Source organism: Kitasatospora sp. NPDC051984, assembly GCF_044593455.1.
Classification (GTDB): Bacteria; Actinomycetota; Actinomycetes; order Streptomycetales; family Streptomycetaceae; genus Kitasatospora.
In genome coordinates this window covers 273,260-289,059 of sequence record NZ_JBIUCB010000005.1, presented here as the reverse complement: position 1 = coordinate 289,059, position 15,800 = coordinate 273,260, and the positions used below count along the sequence as shown (strand labels likewise).

The 15,800-nt window shown below is 72.4% G+C and carries 15 protein-coding genes; 6 read left to right on the top strand and 9 right to left on the bottom strand.

Annotated features, from left to right (window positions below):
- Positions 1 to 33: 33 nt before the first annotated feature.
- On the bottom strand, positions 34 to 1,248 hold the full coding sequence (locus ACIHEI_RS12795) for a DUF2398 family protein (protein WP_396606635.1): 1,215 nt from the start codon (positions 1,246 to 1,248) through the stop codon (positions 34 to 36).
- Positions 1,249 to 1,489: 241 nt separating this feature from the next.
- Between ACIHEI_RS12795 and ACIHEI_RS12790 the strand changes: the two genes are divergently transcribed.
- Together ACIHEI_RS12790 and ACIHEI_RS12785 are read left to right on the top strand one after the other, a co-directional pair.
- Entirely contained in the window at positions 1,490 to 2,365 is an 876-nt protein-coding gene (locus ACIHEI_RS12790; protein ID WP_387634433.1) for a sterol desaturase family protein, read from the top strand.
- A complete protein-coding gene (locus tag ACIHEI_RS12785; RefSeq protein ID WP_392944283.1) occupies positions 2,362 to 3,051 on the top strand; it encodes a lysoplasmalogenase in 690 nt (229 codons plus the stop codon). Before ACIHEI_RS12790 ends, ACIHEI_RS12785 begins: the two co-directional genes overlap by 4 nt.
- Before the next feature lie 66 nt (positions 3,052 to 3,117).
- Here the strand turns inward: ACIHEI_RS12785 and ACIHEI_RS12780 are convergent, their stop codons facing one another.
- From ACIHEI_RS12780 to ACIHEI_RS12765, 4 genes are all read right to left on the bottom strand, one after another.
- Complete coding sequence (locus tag ACIHEI_RS12780; protein WP_396606634.1) at positions 3,118 to 3,735, bottom strand: hypothetical protein; 618 nt, start codon at positions 3,733 to 3,735, stop codon at positions 3,118 to 3,120.
- A gap of 153 nt (positions 3,736 to 3,888) precedes the next feature.
- The gene (locus ACIHEI_RS12775) at positions 3,889 to 6,303 is read right to left on the bottom strand and encodes an FtsX-like permease family protein (protein ID WP_396606633.1); all 2,415 of its coding nucleotides are present in this window, start codon (positions 6,301 to 6,303) and stop codon (positions 3,889 to 3,891) included.
- The gene (locus tag ACIHEI_RS12770; protein WP_396606632.1) at positions 6,300 to 6,986 is read right to left on the bottom strand and encodes an ABC transporter ATP-binding protein; all 687 of its coding nucleotides are present in this window, start codon (positions 6,984 to 6,986) and stop codon (positions 6,300 to 6,302) included. The genes ACIHEI_RS12775 and ACIHEI_RS12770 overlap by 4 nt, the downstream gene beginning before the upstream one ends.
- Positions 6,983 to 7,510: a PadR family transcriptional regulator gene (locus ACIHEI_RS12765; RefSeq protein ID WP_387634446.1), complete on the bottom strand. Its 528-nt coding sequence runs from the start codon at positions 7,508 to 7,510 to the stop codon at positions 6,983 to 6,985. The genes ACIHEI_RS12770 and ACIHEI_RS12765 overlap by 4 nt, the downstream gene beginning before the upstream one ends.
- Positions 7,511 to 7,625: 115 nt before the next feature.
- Here ACIHEI_RS12765 and ACIHEI_RS12760 point away from each other — a divergent pair, with 115 nt between their 5' ends.
- Positions 7,626 to 8,132, top strand: a complete 507-nt coding sequence (locus tag ACIHEI_RS12760; RefSeq protein WP_396606631.1) for a hypothetical protein — start codon at positions 7,626 to 7,628, stop codon at positions 8,130 to 8,132.
- A gap of 7 nt (positions 8,133 to 8,139) precedes the next feature.
- On the opposite strand, the gene ACIHEI_RS12755 is transcribed toward ACIHEI_RS12760, so the two are convergent.
- Positions 8,140 to 8,943, bottom strand: coding sequence for an exodeoxyribonuclease III (locus tag ACIHEI_RS12755; protein WP_396606630.1), 804 nt, complete (start codon positions 8,941 to 8,943; stop codon positions 8,140 to 8,142).
- Between the two features lie 149 nt (positions 8,944 to 9,092).
- The gene (gene ggt / locus ACIHEI_RS12750) at positions 9,093 to 10,886 is read right to left on the bottom strand and encodes a gamma-glutamyltransferase (RefSeq protein ID WP_396606629.1); all 1,794 of its coding nucleotides are present in this window, start codon (positions 10,884 to 10,886) and stop codon (positions 9,093 to 9,095) included.
- Between the two features lie 246 nt (positions 10,887 to 11,132).
- On the opposite strand from ggt, the gene ACIHEI_RS12745 reads away from it, so the two are divergent.
- Both ACIHEI_RS12745 and ACIHEI_RS12740 read left to right on the top strand, forming a co-directional pair.
- Entirely contained in the window at positions 11,133 to 11,441 is a 309-nt protein-coding gene (locus ACIHEI_RS12745) for a hypothetical protein (RefSeq protein WP_396606628.1), read from the top strand.
- A gap of 188 nt (positions 11,442 to 11,629) precedes the next feature.
- Positions 11,630 to 11,944, top strand: a complete 315-nt coding sequence (locus ACIHEI_RS12740; RefSeq protein ID WP_396606627.1) for a hypothetical protein — start codon at positions 11,630 to 11,632, stop codon at positions 11,942 to 11,944.
- Between the two features lie 70 nt (positions 11,945 to 12,014).
- Here the strand turns inward: ACIHEI_RS12740 and ACIHEI_RS12735 are convergent, their stop codons facing one another.
- On the bottom strand, positions 12,015 to 13,076 hold the full coding sequence (locus ACIHEI_RS12735) for an ROK family glucokinase (protein WP_387636799.1): 1,062 nt from the start codon (positions 13,074 to 13,076) through the stop codon (positions 12,015 to 12,017).
- Between the two features lie 323 nt (positions 13,077 to 13,399).
- Here ACIHEI_RS12735 and ACIHEI_RS12730 point away from each other — a divergent pair, with 323 nt between their 5' ends.
- A complete protein-coding gene (locus ACIHEI_RS12730; RefSeq protein ID WP_396606626.1) occupies positions 13,400 to 14,479 on the top strand; it encodes an alpha/beta hydrolase in 1,080 nt (359 codons plus the stop codon).
- Between the two features lie 54 nt (positions 14,480 to 14,533).
- Here ACIHEI_RS12730 and ACIHEI_RS12725 read toward each other — a convergent pair whose 3' ends face one another.
- Positions 14,534 to 15,499 (bottom strand): glycoside hydrolase family 16 protein, encoded by a 966-nt coding sequence (locus ACIHEI_RS12725; protein ID WP_396606625.1) that lies wholly within the window; start codon positions 15,497 to 15,499, stop codon positions 14,534 to 14,536.
- Between the last annotated feature and the right edge of the window lie 301 nt (positions 15,500 to 15,800).

Sequence of the window (15,800 nt, the reverse complement as noted above, 5' to 3'; positions counted from 1 at the left end):
ACCCATGGGCGAGCCGCCTGCCGGCCGTGGCCCTCACACCGCCTGCCGGTCGCGGGAGTGGCGGCCGGAGCCGGCGGCGGGCTGGAGTTCGGCGCGGGGGGCGTAGCGGGCGGCGGGGGCGCGGAGCAGCCAGTTGCGGCCGGCGGGGGCGGCGAGGCCCATGCGGTGGAGCAGGTCGAGTGCGTCGCGGCGGAATGCGGCGAGGTCGGCGAGGTAGCCGGCGTCCCAGCCGGCGCTCATGCCGTAGTCGTCGGTGATGTCGCCGAGGGTGCCGTCGATGAGGGCGTCGGGAATCAGGACGGCGGGCGGGGCGGTTTCGGCGTCGACCGGGCGGAGGTCCTCGACCAGGCGTTCGGCGAGGAGCAGCGCGGCCTGGGCGAGGGTGCCGGTGCCGGGGAGGGCGAGGTCGGTGAGTTCGTCGGCGGGGTCGAACAGGGCGATGCCTTCGGCGCGGATCTCGGCGGTGAGGCCGAGTACGTCGGCGAATCGTTCCGTCTCTGCGGGGCCGGCCTCGCGCAGGTGGGCGCGTTCGGCGGGCGCGAGGTCGTCGAGCAGGACGACGGGGGTTTCGGCGAGCAGCCGCCGGACGGTCAATTCGGGCCCGACGGGCGGCAGTTCGGGTGCGGTGAGCAGGTCGGCGGCGAGTTCGGCGGGCAGCCGCCACTGGTCGAGCAGCGCCCGCACCGCCCCGGAGGGAGCGATCGGCTGCTCGCCGTGGGCGATCGCGGCCAGCGCGTGGACCAACTCGGCGCATCCGGCGGGGTCGAGGCCGGGCAGGCCGCGGCCCGGCAGGGCGGCCTTGTGCAGGCGGGCGTGGGCGGGGCCGAGGGTGAGCCGGTAGCCGAGCAGGGTGTGGAAGCGTTCGGCGAGGGTGCCGGCGTGACGGCGGATCAGCGGGAGCGCGGCGCCGTGCGGGCCGTCGGCGGTGACCAGCGGGTGGGCGAGCAGCAGCCGGGCGGCGATGCGCAGTTCGGTGGTGGGGCGTTCGGGTTTGCGGTGCCGGCCGCCGCCGGTGGGGCGGGGGTCGGGCAGTGCGGGGGCTTCGCGCCGGATCCGGCGGTAGCCGAGCGGCCGGAACAGCGGCGAGGTGGCGTGGTGGACGCTCGGGCCGTGCCACCAGCTGGTGCCGGGGCCGGGTTCGGCCTGCTGGGGTGCGCCGCCGAGGTGCCGCGCACCGTGGACGCCGAAGGTGGCGGAGGCCAGCAGCTCGGCCCCGGCGGGCGTGGCGGCGGCGAACCGTTCGGCCAACTGCCGTGCGGAATCGGCGAGTTCGGTTCCGTTTCGGGCGGATCCCGGGTACGGCTGCGCCGGGGCCGCAGGCCGTTTCGCCCCGCCCGCGCGTCCGATCCCCGTACCGCCGGTGGCCGCGAGGGCGCCGGCGGCTGCTTCAAGCCGCTCCATGTCGCCCCCAAGCCTAGACGCCGTTCGGAACACTACGCGTCGGTAACTACCTCTTCCGCCGCCCGCCACCGTCCCTTATGGTTCCGGCATGCCTGACCTACCCAATGTCGTGCTCTGGTCGATACCGGCCTTTGTGCTGCTCACCGTTCTGGAGATCGTGTCCTACCGGTTCCACCCGGACGAGGACGAGCAGGGGTACGCCGCGAAGGACACCGCGACCAGCCTGTCGATGGGCCTGGGCTCACTGCTGTTCGACGCCGGGTGGAAGATCCCGATCGTGTGGATCTACTCGTTCCTGTACGAGTTGACGCCGCTTCGGGTGCCGGTGCTGTGGTGGACGGTGCCGCTGATGCTGCTCGCCTACGACTTCTTCTACTACTGGTCGCACCGCGGCCACCACGTGATCCGGGTGCTGTGGGCCTGCCACGTGGTGCACCACTCCAGCAAGCACTACAACCTGTCGACGGCGCTGCGCCAGCCCTGGACGTCCGCCACCACCTGGATCTTCTACCTGCCGATGATCCTGGCGGGCGTGCACCCGGCGGCGGTGGCGTTCTGCGGCTCGGTGAACCTGGTGTACCAGTTCTGGATCCACACCGAGCGGATCGGCAAGCTGCCCCGCCCGATCGAGTACGTCTTCAACACCCCGTCGCACCACCGAGTGCACCACGCCTCGCAGGGCGGCTACCTGGACCGCAACTTCGGCGGCATCCTGATCGTCTTCGACCGCTGGTTCGGCTCCTTCGCGGCGGAGGCCGAGCAGCCGGTGTACGGACTGACCAAGAACATCACGACCTACAATCCGTTGAAGGTCGCTACCCACGAGTACGCGGCGATCGCCCGCGACGTGGCCCGTGCCACCACCTGGGGCGACCGGCTGCGCCACCTGGCAAAGGGCCCGGGCTGGCAGCCCGCGCCGCGTCCCGAGTCCCCCGCCGCCCCACCGGAGAGTGCCCCCGCATGAGTTCCGCCCGCGACCCGCGTACCACGCGGGCCCTGCTGATCGCCTTCGCCGTCGTCTCGGTGGCGCACCTGACGGCGATCGCCGTTCACGTGCCCGTCCTGCGGTACTCCACCAAGCCGCTGCTGATGCCGCTGCTGGCCGCCTGGGTGTGGGCGTCGGCGCGGCCCGGCACGCCGAAGCTGCTGATTCCGGCGCTGCTGTTCGGCGCGGGCGGTGACATCCTGCTGCAGGTCGGCGGCACCGCCGGGTTCCTGGCCGGCATGGGCTCGTTCGCGGCCGGCCACGCCTGCTACGTGACGATGTTCGTGAAGCTCGGCGCGCTCGCCGACCGCCGCCGCACCGCGATCACCGCGGCCTGCTACGCGGTGGCCTGGGCGACGCTGATCACCATGCTGCTGCCCGACCTGGACGCCGGCATGCGGATCCCGATGGCCTGCTACAGCCTGCTGCTGGCCTCCACCGCGGTGATGTCCTCCCGGATCGACTGGCGGGCGGGCGTCGGCGGCGCGCTGTTCCTGCTGTCCGACACGCTGATCGCCACCGACATCGCCGGCTGGAAGCACCTGCCCGCGCACAGCTTCCTGATCATGTTCACCTACATCGTCGGACAGTACCTGCTGACCATCGGCACCCTGGAGCGCACCGACGCCGCTCCCGCCCCGAAGACCGTCCCCGCGACGGCCTGAGCAACCCGAGAGGGCGGCTTCCACCTCGCCGGTGGAAGCCGCCCTCTCGCCGTACCCGGGGCCCGCTCAGAGCGCCCGGTCGGTGGCCGTACCGCGCCGGCGCAGCAGCCAGAACCCGGTCACCCCGGCGGCCACCAGCCCGGCCCCGGCCACCAGCCGCCCGGCGTCCATGCCGACCGAGCCGCCCACGCCGGTCTCCACCCCGCCGTGCGGGAGCTGCGAACCCTCCCACTCGCCACCGGTGCCGGTCTCGCCGCCGGTGCTGCTGCCGCTCCCGCCGGCCGAGGCGACGGCGATGGCGACCGCGCCGACGAAGCTGTCCCCGTTCGGGCACTTGCCGTCGATGCCCCAGGACGGGTCGTTGGCGGTGGTCCGCTTGGCGGCGGCGCCGGCCATCTCCTGCTCGGAGATGACGGTCGCGGTGCCCGAGTACTTGCCGTCCGGGCCGACGCTGAGCGTGGTCGAGCCGCCGGCGAAGGCCAGCGAGGACGCGGTGACGGACTTCGTCGAACTGCTGGCGCAGCTCACACTGACCGACACGGACTGCCCGGGCTGCGCCTGCGCCGGGCTGACCCAGGCGGGTTGGCTGCCCTTGGCGGACGCGGGGGCGGGGACGACGGTGGCCAGGCCGAACAGGGCGGTGGTGCCGAGCAGGGCGGCGGCGACGGTGCGCGTCGGGCGCATGCCGTACCTCCAGGGGGGATCGGTGCGGGGGCAGCGGCTGCGTAACCGTTCCGCTACTCCTGGTCGCCGACCACGCTAGGCCAGGCCCACCGCGCCCGGCGACACCTCGGGGGCCGTTCGGGTCCTTACCCGAACGGCCCCTTGGGATCAGCCCTACTCGTTGCGGGCGGTCTCCGGACCGGTGATCCGGCGCAGCAGCGGCATGGTCGCCCCGATGATCGCCAGCGCGGCGGTCAGGCCGCCGATCACCGCCAGGTAGTAGCCGGCGCCGAGCGCGTGCAGCGAGTACTGCAGCTGCGAGCGCAGGAACAGGTCGGCGGCGAGCAGTCCGACGCCGATCGCCACCGCCGCCATCACCAGCAGCGGCACCACCGACTCCATCGCCACCACCCGGCGCAGCGTGCCCAGCGACACGCCGGTCAGGCGCAGCAGGCTGAACGGGCGCTTGCGCTCGCTCAGGCCGCCGGCCACGCTGACGGCCAGGCTGCAGCCGGCGATCGGGAAGGTCGCCAGGATCACCACGTCGGCCAGCTGCTGGTAGCCGCGCAGTTCGGCCCCGGCGAGGGTTCGCGCCTCACTCAGCGTCATCGCCTGCCGGGTCGACGGGTAGGCGGCGTCCACCATGGTGCGGGTCTGTTCGACGGCGGCGGTCGAGCCGTCGGTCTCCACGACCACGTTCAGCACGCCCGTCCCGGCGAGCTGTTCGGGCGTGAACGGGGCGGTGGGCCACTCGCTGGTGCGCTGGTCGCTCCAGCCGTACCAGGAAGCCGGGACGTAGGCGGTCTGCGCGCCGGGCGCGCAGTGGCCGTACATCTTGAACGGGTCCAGGTCGGCGCAGACCACGACCTGCCGGGCGGTGGCCGGGCCGTCGGCGGTCTGCACCTCCACGGCCTTGTCGGCCGGGTGCCCGAGCAGCACGTTCCGCACGCCGGGGACGGCGTGCAGCCGCTCGATCAGTTCGGGCGGGGCGGGCTTGCCCATCGACACCGGCTTGTAGTCGCTGCTGTAGCCCTGGCTCAGCTCGTTCACCAGCACGTTGTTGAACTGCGGGCCGCCGGCGGGGCGGCCCCGCTCGTCGGTCATCGTCGAAATGACGCCGAGCGTCGCGGTCATCACCAGCAGCGCCAGCACCAGTCCGCTGACGGCCCGGAACCCGGCGGCCGGGTTGTCGGCCAGCCGGCGCACCGCGATCAGGGTGGCCGGCCGCTGGGTGCGGCGAGCAATGAGGGCGGCGCCCTTCATGGTCAGCCACGGGCCGGACAGCACCAGGCCGATCGCGATCAGCAGGAACGAGGACAGATAGCCCTTGATCTGCCCGGGCACCGTCCCGGGGTGCCAGATCAGGAACCCGACCAGCTCCGCCAGTCCGGCCACCAGCGGGATCACCCGCCAGGCCCGGGGCGGTTTCGGCGTCACCCGGCGGGTCACCCCGAGCGGGGAGATCTGCACCCGGCGCAGCGCGATCCGCGCGGCGACGGCGGCGGCCAGCGGGACGCCCAGGGCGACGCCGGCGATCTGGAGCGGCGTCAGGGAGATGTCGGAGGGGAAGAATTTGGAGCCGGTCAGCGCCGTGTTGGCGACCGGTCCGCGGATCGCCAGGAACGGCAGGAAGCCGAGCACCACCCCCGCCGCGGCGGCGACCGCCGCCTCCACCGCCGACACCACGGACACCTGACGGGGGGTCGCGCCGACCAGCCGCATCGCGGCGAAGCGCTGCTCGCGGCGGGCGGCGTTCAGGCGGGTGGAGGTGCCGATCAGGATCAGCACCGGGAAGACCAGCCCACCGCTCACCACCGTGAGGATCAGGTCCACACCATCGGACTTGATGCCCACCACACAGTCCGCGCAATGGTCGGGCCTGGTGGTGGCCACCTTGTTAACCAGCGCGGCCTCGCTCAGCCCCTTCATCTCCTGCGGGGCCCGGCCGACCACCGCCAGCAGGCTGTCGGGCGCGGGCAGCGCCTCGTCCCCGAGAATCCCGATCCGGTGCCCGGGGAACCGGTCCCCCAGCTGCGCGGGCGGCATCTCGTCGACCATCCGCGCCAGCGCGGGCGACAGGTAGTACTCACCCGGCCCGGGCATCCGCGGCACCCCGGGCGAGAGCGCCGCCCGCGGCCCGGTGAGCGCGACGTCGATCCGCCCGATCTCCTTGCCCTGCACGGTGTCCCGCCGGGTCGACCACCACATCGGGTCAACCCCCGAGTTGCTCGCCTGCCCGTTGGCCCCCGCGGCCGCACCGGCGGTTCCCGAACCTGCCCCCGTCTCCCCGCCGGAGGCGGAACTCCCCTCCCCCTCCGCACCGCCGGAGGCATTCGCCGTCCCGCCCCCACCGTCGCCGGAACTCCCCGCAACCTCCCGATTCGCGGGGAGCTGCTTGACGAACGGCGTGTTGAGCCAGGCGTTGCGCGCGTTCTGGGAGTGCACGCCGTTGATCGCGGCGAGCGTGGTGAACAGCAGGCCGACGCCGATGGCGACGGCGCCCGCGGTGATGGCGAGGCGGACGAGCGCTTCGCGGCCGCCGCTGACGGCCAGTCGCAGTCCGAGCCGTACCATGTCGAACCGGATCATGAGGTCAGCCGTCCGCTCAGCGAGGTGGCACGGCCGTCGCGGACGATCGCCTCGCGGTCGGCGTAGGCGGCGATCCGGGCCTCGTGGGTGACCAGGACGACGGTGGTGCCCTGTTCGCGGGCGCAGCCGACCAGCAGGTCCATCACCTGCTCGCCGGTCAGGGAGTCGAGCGCGCCGGTGGGTTCGTCGGCGAACAGGACGCGCGGTTCGGCGACCAGTCCGCGGGCGAGGGCGACGCGCTGGGCCTGACCGCCGGACAGTTCGCCGGAGCGGCGGGCCTCCAGGCCGTCCAGGCCGAGCTTCGGGAACCAGCTGCGGGCCCGCTGAAGCGCGGCGTTGCGGCGCTGCCCGCCGAGCAGCAGCGGCAGGGCGACGTTCTCCTCTGCGGTCAACTCCGGTACCAGCTGGCCGAATTGGAAGACGAAGCCGAAGCTGTCGCGGCGCAGGGCGCTGCGTTCCTGTTCGCCGAGGTTGTCGATCCGGCGGCCGTCGAACCGGATCTCGCCGCTGTCGGGGGTGAGGATGCCGGCCAGGCAGTGCAGCAGGGTGGATTTGCCGGAGCCGCTGGGGCCCATGATGGCGAGGATCTCGCCTTCCTCGACGGCGAGTTCGGCGCCGCGCAGGGCGGGGGTCTCGCCGAAGGCGAGGGTGACGTCGTGGGCGTGGATCAGGGGGTCGGTCATTGCTTGGCCACCTCTGCGGCAAGGGCGTCGAGTCGGGCGGCGGTCAGGTCGATCCAGCGCAGGTCGGACTCCAGGTGGAACAGTCCGTGGTCGGCGAGGAGTGCGTCGACCAGGCTGCCGGAGCGCTTGATCTCGGTGAGTTCGCGCATCCGCCGCAGGTGGGCGGCGCGCTGGGTGTCGAGGTAGTGCTCGGCGTCGCGGCCGAGCATCAGGGCGAGCACGACCTTGCTGAACAGCACGGTCTGCAGGTGGGGTTCGGCGGCGACGGGCTCGCGCAGCCAGTCCTCGAACTCGGTGGCGCCGGTCTCGGTGATGACGTAGCGCTTGCGGTCGGGCCCGTCGCCGGCCTCGGGCTCCCCGACGACGACCTTCCCGTCCCGGGCGAGCCGCCCGAGGGTCGCGTACACCTGGCCGAAGGGGAGCGGTTTGCCGCGCCCGAAGAAGGCGTCGTAGTCGCGTTTGAGGTCGTAGCCGTGGCTGGGCTCGCGTTCGAGCAGCCCGAGCAGGGTGAGTGGAACGCTCATGATCGAAAGAGTACGCCGGAGGTGTACTCCACGTCTATACACTCAGAGAATACTGACGCAGGAATCTCCACCCACTAGCCTTGACCTGGGGTTTCACGAACAGAGGGACGAAGCGGTGGAGTTCACGAAGATGCGGCCGGACGGAGCGTCAGCCACCACGCGGCTCGGCGAACTGGCGCTGCACCGGACGCCTTCGAGGCTGTACAGCGACCAGACCGAGCGCTGGCGGGTGGAACTCGACGGCCGCCCGCTGGCCGAGCTGCCCGGGTTCGGGCAGCCCGGCTTCCACGTCGCCGAACTGGCGCGCCGCGGCGTCGCCGGCACCTTCGACGGCGCCGAACTGCACATCCGCGCCCGCGGCCGCCACCTGCTGCGCTCCGGCCGCTTCGTGGAGTTCCGCACCGGCGACCGGACCCTGCGCTTCGTCCGCCGGGGGGTGATCCGCGCCGAACTCCTGGAAGACGGCCGGACGGTGGCCCGCTCCGACGGCCGGGCGCCGACGGAGCCCGACCGGCTGCACGTGCTCGCCGTCGCCCTGTACACCTGGGCGGAGCTGGACTACGTCAACGCCAATCCGCTGCTGGGCAGCGTCATCCTGTCGGCCGTCACCTCGTTCTTCTGACCGGCGCTCAGAGGTCCAGGTCGACGACCACCGGCGCGTGGTCCGACGTCCCCTTGCCCTTGCGGGCCTCGCGGTCGACGTAGCTGTCCGAAACCGCGTCCGCGAACGGCTTGTTGGCGTAGGTGAGGTCGATCCGCATGCCGCGGTTCTTCGGGAAGGCCAGCTGGCGGTAGTCCCAGTAGGTGTAGGGGTGGTCGTACTTGAGCGGGCGGGGGACGACGTCCTGGAGGCCGATCTCCTGGAGGGCCGTCAGCGCGGCGCGCTCGGGGGCGGTGACGTGGGTGAGGCCCTCGAAGGCGGCGATGTCGAAGACGTCCGCGTCGGTGGGGGCGATGTTGTAATCGCCGAGAACGGCGAACGGGCGCTCGCCCGCCGCGTCCTCGCGGACGGCGTCGCGCAGCGCGGCCAGCCACTCCAGCTTGTAGCGGTAGTGCGCGTGGTCGACCTCGCGGCCGTTGGGCACGTACACCGACCAGACCCGGACGGGGCCGCAGGTCGCACCGACGGCGCGCGGCTCGACCACCGGGAGCATGGCGTCCTCGGCGAGGTAGCCGGGCTGGCCGGGCAGGTCACGGACGACGTCCTCCAGGCCGATCCGGGACAGCACGGCGACGCCGTTCCACCGGCCGGTGCCGTGCGCGGCGCTCTCGTAGCCGAGCTCGCCGATCGCTTCGGCGGGGAACGCCTCGATGGTGCACTTGAGTTCCTGCAGGCACAGCACGTCCGGCTTGGCGGACTCCAGCCACTCCAGCAGCTTGGGCAGCCGGGCGGTGACGGAGTTGATGTTCCAGGTGGCGATGCGGACGGTCACGGCGGCCTTCCCTCGGCGGTACGGACGGACGGGCCACCCGACGACAGGCCGGGCACCCCGTCCGAACATACCGCCCGCCGCCGACAGCGCCCGGCCGGACAGGCCCTGCCCGACCCGACACCGCGTCGGATCGGCCGGCCGGGCAGGCCCTACCGCGAGGGGTGCACCACGGCGGCCGAGCCGCCGCCGCGGCGGACGGGTTCGGCGGCGGCCAGCCAGCGGCCGTCGGGGAGGCGTTCGATGCCGGTGGCGGCGCCGATCTCGGGGGTGGCGCTGAAGACGTGGCCCATGGCCTGGAGTTTCGCCGCCTCGGGCGTGGCGAGGAAGGCCGGTTCGGCCTGGGTGGCGGCGGTGTTGCGCTGGCTGGCCCGGGGTGCGGCGATGGCCTGTTCCAGCGTCAGGCCGCGGTCGATCCGCCCGGTGAGGACCTGGAGCACGGTGGTGATGATGGTCGCGCCGCCGGGCGAGCCGACCGCCAGGTACGGCTTGCCGTCCTTGAGCACGATGGTCGGGGAGATCGAGGAGCGCGGGCGCTTGGCGGGGCCGGGCAGGTTGGGGTCGGGGACGCCGGGCGTGAGCGGGGTGAAGTTGAAGTCGGTCAGTTCGTTGTTGAGCAGGAAGCCCCGGCCCGGCACGGTGATCCCGCTGCCGCCGGTCTGTTCGATGGTCAGCGTGTAGGCGACGACGTTGCCCCACCGGTCGGCGACGGTCAGGTGGGTGGTGCTCTGGCCCTCGTACGGTTCGGCGACCGGTTGTCCGCTGCTCGCGCAGGCGGCGGGGTGGTACGGGTCGCCGGGGGCGAGCGGGCTGCTGAGCGCGTGCTGGGGGTTGATCAGGCAGGCCCGGGAGGCGGCGTAGGCCGGGTCGAGCAGCTGACGGGTCGGCACCTGGACGAAGTTCGGGTCGCCGACCCAGCGGTTGCGGTCGGCGAACGCGATCCGGCTGGCCTCCAGGAAGCGGTGGTCGTACTGGACGGAGTCGGCCGTGGGCACGCTGCTGGTGCCGAGGATGTTCAGCGCCTCGCCGACGGTGGTCCCGCCGGAGGAGGACGGGGCGATGCCGTACACGTCCAGGCCGCGGTAGTTGACGTGCGTCGGGTCCTGCTGGCGGACCTGGTAGGCCGCCAGGTCGGCGGTGTCGACCTTGCCGGGGCGGGCGTTGCGGCCGGAGGCGGGGTCGACGGGCGGGTGCTGGAGGGTGCGGACGATGTCCGCGCCGATCGGGCCGCGGTACAGGGCGGCGGTGCCGCCGCGTCCCAACTCCCGGTAGGTGGCGGCGAGATCGTGGTTGCGCAGGGTGGAGCCGACGACGGGCAGCTTCCCGTTCGGCAGGAACAGCGCGCGGCTGGCCGGGAAGTCCTGGAACCGGGCCTGGTTGAGGGCGGTCTGGTCCTGGAAGGTCTGGTCGACGGTGAAGCCGCGGTCGGCGATCCGCTCGGCCGGTTTCAGCACCTCGGCGAGATCCCGGCTGCCCCAGCGGCGCAGCGCCTGCTCCCAGGTGGCGGCGGTGCCGGGCACGCCGACGGACAGGCCGCTGGTGACGGCGTCGGCGAAGGCCAGCGGCTTCCCGTTCTCCAGGAACAGCGAACTGTCGGCCGTCCGGGACGCGGTCTCCCGCCCGTCCAGCGTGGTGACCTTCCCGGTCCGGGCGTCGTAGTACACGAAGTACCCGCCCCCGCCGATGCCCGCCGAGTACGGCTCGGTCACCCCGAGCGCGGCCGCGGTGGCCACGGCGGCGTCCACCGCGTTCCCCCCGCGCCGCAGCACCTCCAGCCCGGCGGCGGTGGCATCGGCGTCCACACTGGTGACCGCCCCGCCCCAGCCCACCGCCTCGGGTTGCTTCCCGGTGACGGCGGCGGACGGGTCGGCCTGGGCGGGCGCGGCGGTGCAGAGCAGTCCGGTGACGAGTGCGAGTGCGGGGACGAGACGGGCGAGGGTTCTCATACGATCTCCCTGGGACGGCGACGGTCTCCCGTTCTCCCACACCCACCACGCCCCCGACAACGGCACGTTCGGCCAACTGCCGCACACCACAAGCCCGCTGTCGCCACCTCAGCGCCACCGGGTCGTAGCCCGCGCCGGCACCACGCCACCGGCCGGCAGGGCCCTTCGCGCTGGAACCGGCGATCACTGCCCGGGCGTCCCGCTTCCCGGGCTGCCGCCGTCCACCGCTGGGAGGGGTTTCGGGTCGTGGGGATCGTGATGTGGGCCGTCGTCGGGGTGTTGTTCGCGCTGCTACCGCTCGTCCACTGGCTGCTGCGCGCCCGTCCCACGCCGCTCCGGGTACCCGTCGCCGCCGCGTTGACGCTCTGGCTGGCGCTGGTACTCGCGGTGGCGTTCGACCTGCCGCGTCTGCGGAGCGGGGCCGAGCTCTACCTGCTCTACACGCCGCTCGCCGAACTGGCCGTCCTGATCGGCCTGCGGCTGGACCGGCGGATCGCCGGCCCGCGCACCGGGCGTCCGGCCGGCTGGCCCCGCGCGGTGGGCATCGCCTTTTAGTGCCGCGGCAGGCAACTTTTGCCCGTCAAGGAGCGGCCCGAGGCGCCCGGCTGGGCGTGCCGCCGAAGCGCCCTCGTACTGGGTGTACTTGGGTGCTTTGGCGGTGCGTCCAGGCGGGATGCATCGGGCCGCGACGGGGCAAAGGTTGCCTGTTGCGGCACTAGATCCAGCTGGCCCTCGTCCTCACCATGACCCCGCTGGCGGCGCTGCTGGCCTTCCACGAGGCGAGGCTCCCGCCCGCGAGGGCCGTGCCGGAGCCGCCGCCCGGCTACACCGTCCTCGACACCGACGAAGGCTGCGGCAACGGCCACAGCGCCGTCTGCTGGCGCACGCTCCAGTTGTCGGGCCCACCCGGCGTGCCGACCGCGGAGGCCGCCGACCGGCTCCGGCCCCGGCAGCGGTGCGAGCCGAACGGCTATCTGCTCGACCGCCGCGACGTCTGCACCGAGGTGAGCATCGAAGGCAGCACGATCGACTACGCCGTCCTCCTCAGCAACGAGTGACCCGGCCCGGCGGGGGCAGGCAGGGCCGGGCCACCCCCAGCCCCTCACGCCCCACCGGGCCGGCCCCGCGTCAGCGGGTGGCGCGTTCCACCCGGCGGCGCTTGACGGTGCGGAAGCGGCGGGCGACCTGGCGGGCGAGGTCGGCGGCGCCGACCAGGCCGGCCTCGTTGCCGAGGGCGGCGTGGACGATTTCCGCCTCGGGGCGGAAGCCGCGGCCGGTGAGGGTGCGGCGGAAGGCGTCCTGGGCGGGGCCGAGGAGGAGGTCGCCGGCTTCGCTGACGCCGCCGCCGATGACGAAGCGGCCGGGGTCGAGCGCGGCGGCCAGGTTGGCGATGCCGACGCCGAGCCAGCGGCCGACCTCGTAGAGCAGTTCGGTGGCGACCGGGTCGCCTTCGCGTGCGGCCTCGGTGACGAGCGGTCCGGTGATGCCGAGCGGGCTGCCACCGGCCCGGGCGAGCAGAGGCTGGACCACCGGGGATTCCTCGGCGGCGAGTTCGCGGGCCTCGCGGACCAGCGCGTTGCCGGAGGAGTACTGCTCCCAGCAGCCGCGGTTGCCGCAGGGGCAGCGGTGTCCGCCGGGCACCACCTGCATGTGGCCGAACTCGCCGGCCATGCCGTGCTTGCCCCGGTCGACGAAGCCGTCGCGGACCTGTGCGCCGCCGATGCCGGTGCCGAGGGTGATCATCACCATGTGGTCCTCGCCGCGGCCGGCGCCGAAGCGCCACTCGGCCCAGGCGGCGGCGTTGGCGTCGTTCTCGACCACCACGGGGAACCGCAGCCGGGAGCTGAGCGCCTGCTGGAGGGGTTCGTTGCGCCAGTTCAGGTGGGGGGCGAACAGCACGGTGGAGCGTTCGGAGTCGACCCAGCCGGCCGCGCCGACGCCGACGGCGTGCACGTCGTGCTTGTCGGCGAGCTGCAGGACCAGGTCGACGATGACGTCCTCGACCACCTTGGGGCTCTTGCTCTTGTCGGGCGTCTCGGTGCGCAGCCGCTCCAGGACCCGCCCCTCGCCGTCGACCACTCCGGCGACCACCTTGGTGCCGCCGATGTCCACGCCGATGGTGGGCAGCCGCAGCACTCCGGCGGGCAGGGTGCGGCGGCGGCGTTCGGCGCGCGGGCCGAGGCCCAGCAGGCTGGGCAGGGCGGGGCGGGCGGGGCCGTTGGCACTGGTCACGGAATGAATGCTCCTGGTTTCGGTAAAACGTGCGGGCTGGTGCTGGAGGGGTCCGAACGAGCTGGCAGACTAGGCCGCGAACGCACAGCGGATTCTCACGAAAACGTGATGTTCCTCTCAGGTTTCTGCGGGTGTTGCCAGCAACTGATCGTGTGTTTGACGCAGTCTGACAAGTGTGATGTGCGAACCGGGGGACCGTGCCCCGGACGGCCGGACGACCCGATTCGAGAGACCTGATGCAGCTAACAGGCACCCCTTTTCTTATTCTGACGATCATCCTGGTGCCGATCTCCCTTGCGGCGGCCCTGCTGCTCTGGAGCCGGGTGCGCGGACCGAAGCCGGTCCAGGCGCTGTCCCGGATCGTGATGCTGCTGTTCTGCCAGATCACCGCCGTGCTCACCGTCTTCGTCATGGTCAACAACGCCAACCTGATCTACGGCAGTTGGGACGACCTGCTGGGCACCGGCAGCCACGTGCGCTCGGTGCCGAACGTGGCTGCCAACGAGGGCGGCGGCAGCGGGAGCAGCGACAACAAGCAACACACCAAGGTGATCCAGCAGTTCAAGCCGGTCGGTGACCCGAAGGTGCCGAACGACGTGCAGACCACCGACCTGAAGGGCGCGGTCTCCGGCGTCGACGGCGAGGTGCTGGTCTGGCTGCCGCCGCAGTACAACGACCCGGCGTACAAGGACAAGACCTTCCCCGTGGTCGAGCTGCTGCCGGGCTGGCCGGGCTCCTCGAAGACCTGGTTCGGCACCCTGCGGGTCTCCGAGCAGTTGAAGCCGATGATGCAGAGCGGACAGGTCGCCCCGTTCATCCTGATCTCGCCGCGCACCAACCTGCTGGGCGACAGCACCGACACCGGCTGCGCGGACGTCCCGGGCAAGGTCAACGCCGACACCTGGCTGTCCAAGGACGTCCCGCAGATGGTGCTGGACAACTTCCGGGCCGACCCCTCCTCCGACCGCTGGGCGGTGGCCGGTTACTCGGCGGGCGCGCACTGCGCGACCAAGCTGTCGCTGGAGCACCCGGACCGCTACCGCGCGGGCATCAGCCTCTCCGGCTACAACGACCCGGGCGCGGAGGACAAGTCGCTGACCGCGAAGGACCCGCACCTGAAGGAGATCTCCAACCCGCTGAACATCCTGAAGTCCGCGAAGACCCCGCCGAAGACCGCGCTGTACGTCACCGGCAACAAGGGCGACGGTCTGGAGGGCGGCGAGGCGCTGAAGGCGGCCGCCAAGGCCCCGACCACGGTGACCATCCAGGAGACCACGGGCGCGCACAGCAGCGACGTCTGGAAGCCGCTGGTCCCGGGCATCTTCACCTGGCTGACCACGATCATCCCCGCGCAGCACTGACCCACCGCACACCGAAGGGCCCGGCCGGCGGCCGGGCCCTTCGCATGCCCAACGTCAGTTCTTCGGCAGGGTGTTGACGTACTCGGTGCCGGCGCCGTAGAAGCCGTCCACGGTCTGCTCGACCTCCGCCGCGGAGAGCGCCTGGTCGGCCTTGTAGTAGAACCAGTTGACCTTCATGTCCCAGCTGCGCTGGCCGCTGATCGAGGGCAGCAGGTCGATGAACCAGTTGCTGAAGTGGATGTCCATCTTCTCGCGCGCGACGTACTTGTCGGAGCTGGTGAACATCTCCCTGCCGTCCAGGAAGTAGGTGACCTTCCCGTCCATGGCGGTGATCATCATGGTGTGCCAGCCCTCGAGGCGCTGCTTGGCGGCCTTGGTGACGCGGTCCGGCGGGTCGGCCTTGAACCAGCTGGTGGTGTCGAGCTTCGGGCCGGGCGCGCCCCAGCCGCCGTTCGGCAGGTACTCGAAGTCGAGTTCGCTGTAGTTCGCCGAGTCGTCGGCGGGTGAGATCGGGAAGAAGGTCTGGACGACGTGGTCGCCGGTGCGGCCGGTGGAGGGCTTCTCGCCGAAGTTGATCCGGGCCGCGAAAGTGCCGTGGAACAGGTTGGTGGCGGTGCTCTGCACCTCGACCTGCTTGGTGCCCTGCTTGGTGCCGTCGGTGGTCGAGCGCAGTTGCAGCGCCCGGCCGCCCTTGGCGGTCGGGTCCTCGGGGAAGGCGGCGCCGGAGGCGGACCAGGTGTCCTTGATGCCGGGGCCGCCGCCGCCGTCCCGGACCTGCCAGCCGTGCGCGGCGAACTGGGGGTCGTCGGGCCCGGTGTAGTGGAAGGTGTCGAACATCGTTCCCGGCGGCCCGGACGGCGTCGGCGATGCGCTGGCGGACCGGCCCTTCGCGGCGGAATCCCCACCGGCGGCCGGGTCGCCGTTGCACGCGGCGAGCGTGCACAGCAGGGTCGGCAGCGCGATCACGCTCCACGCGCGACGGCGGGGCAGGCGGTTGGACTGGCGTACACGGGCTCGCACACGGGCTCCTTGGGGCGCAGCGGCGGTAGTTGGGACACGCCCCTCTGCGCGGGAAATCGACGACCGGTCGGAGGCGGTCATCCTAACGGGGGCTCACAGGCCGCTCCGCCGCCGGGACGGCCCGCATCCGCCGAGGTCGAACGGTCTGTGCACGGGTTAAACATGTACGCGTCGGTAGGGGTCTCGATCCGGTCACAACCCTGACCGGGAACGCGTCGAAAGTGGACATCAGGCCCAATTCGTCGCAGGTCGGCCCAGGTCGGTGCACTAGCGTTCGAGTCACGCTCCCGCGGTCTTCGCC

Excerpts from the sequence above, each read along its gene's own strand:
- ACIHEI_RS12790 (WP_387634433.1), top strand. The coding sequence starts at position 1,490 with ATGCCTGACCTACCCAATGTCGTGCTCTGGTCGATACCGGCCTTTGTG.
- ACIHEI_RS12785 (WP_392944283.1), top strand. The coding sequence starts at position 2,362 with ATGAGTTCCGCCCGCGACCCGCGTACCACGCGGGCCCTGCTGATCGCC.
- ACIHEI_RS12780 (WP_396606634.1), bottom strand. The coding sequence starts at position 3,735 with ATGCGCCCGACGCGCACCGTCGCCGCCGCCCTGCTCGGCACCACCGCC.
- ACIHEI_RS12775 (WP_396606633.1), bottom strand. The coding sequence starts at position 6,303 with ATGATCCGGTTCGACATGGTACGGCTCGGACTGCGACTGGCCGTCAGC.
- ACIHEI_RS12770 (WP_396606632.1), bottom strand. The coding sequence starts at position 6,986 with ATGACCGACCCCCTGATCCACGCCCACGACGTCACCCTCGCCTTCGGC.
- ACIHEI_RS12765 (WP_387634446.1), bottom strand. The coding sequence starts at position 7,510 with ATGAGCGTTCCACTCACCCTGCTCGGGCTGCTCGAACGCGAGCCCAGC.
- ggt (WP_396606629.1), bottom strand. The coding sequence starts at position 10,886 with ATGAGAACCCTCGCCCGTCTCGTCCCCGCACTCGCACTCGTCACCGGA.
- ACIHEI_RS12740 (WP_396606627.1), top strand. The coding sequence starts at position 11,630 with ATGACCCCGCTGGCGGCGCTGCTGGCCTTCCACGAGGCGAGGCTCCCG.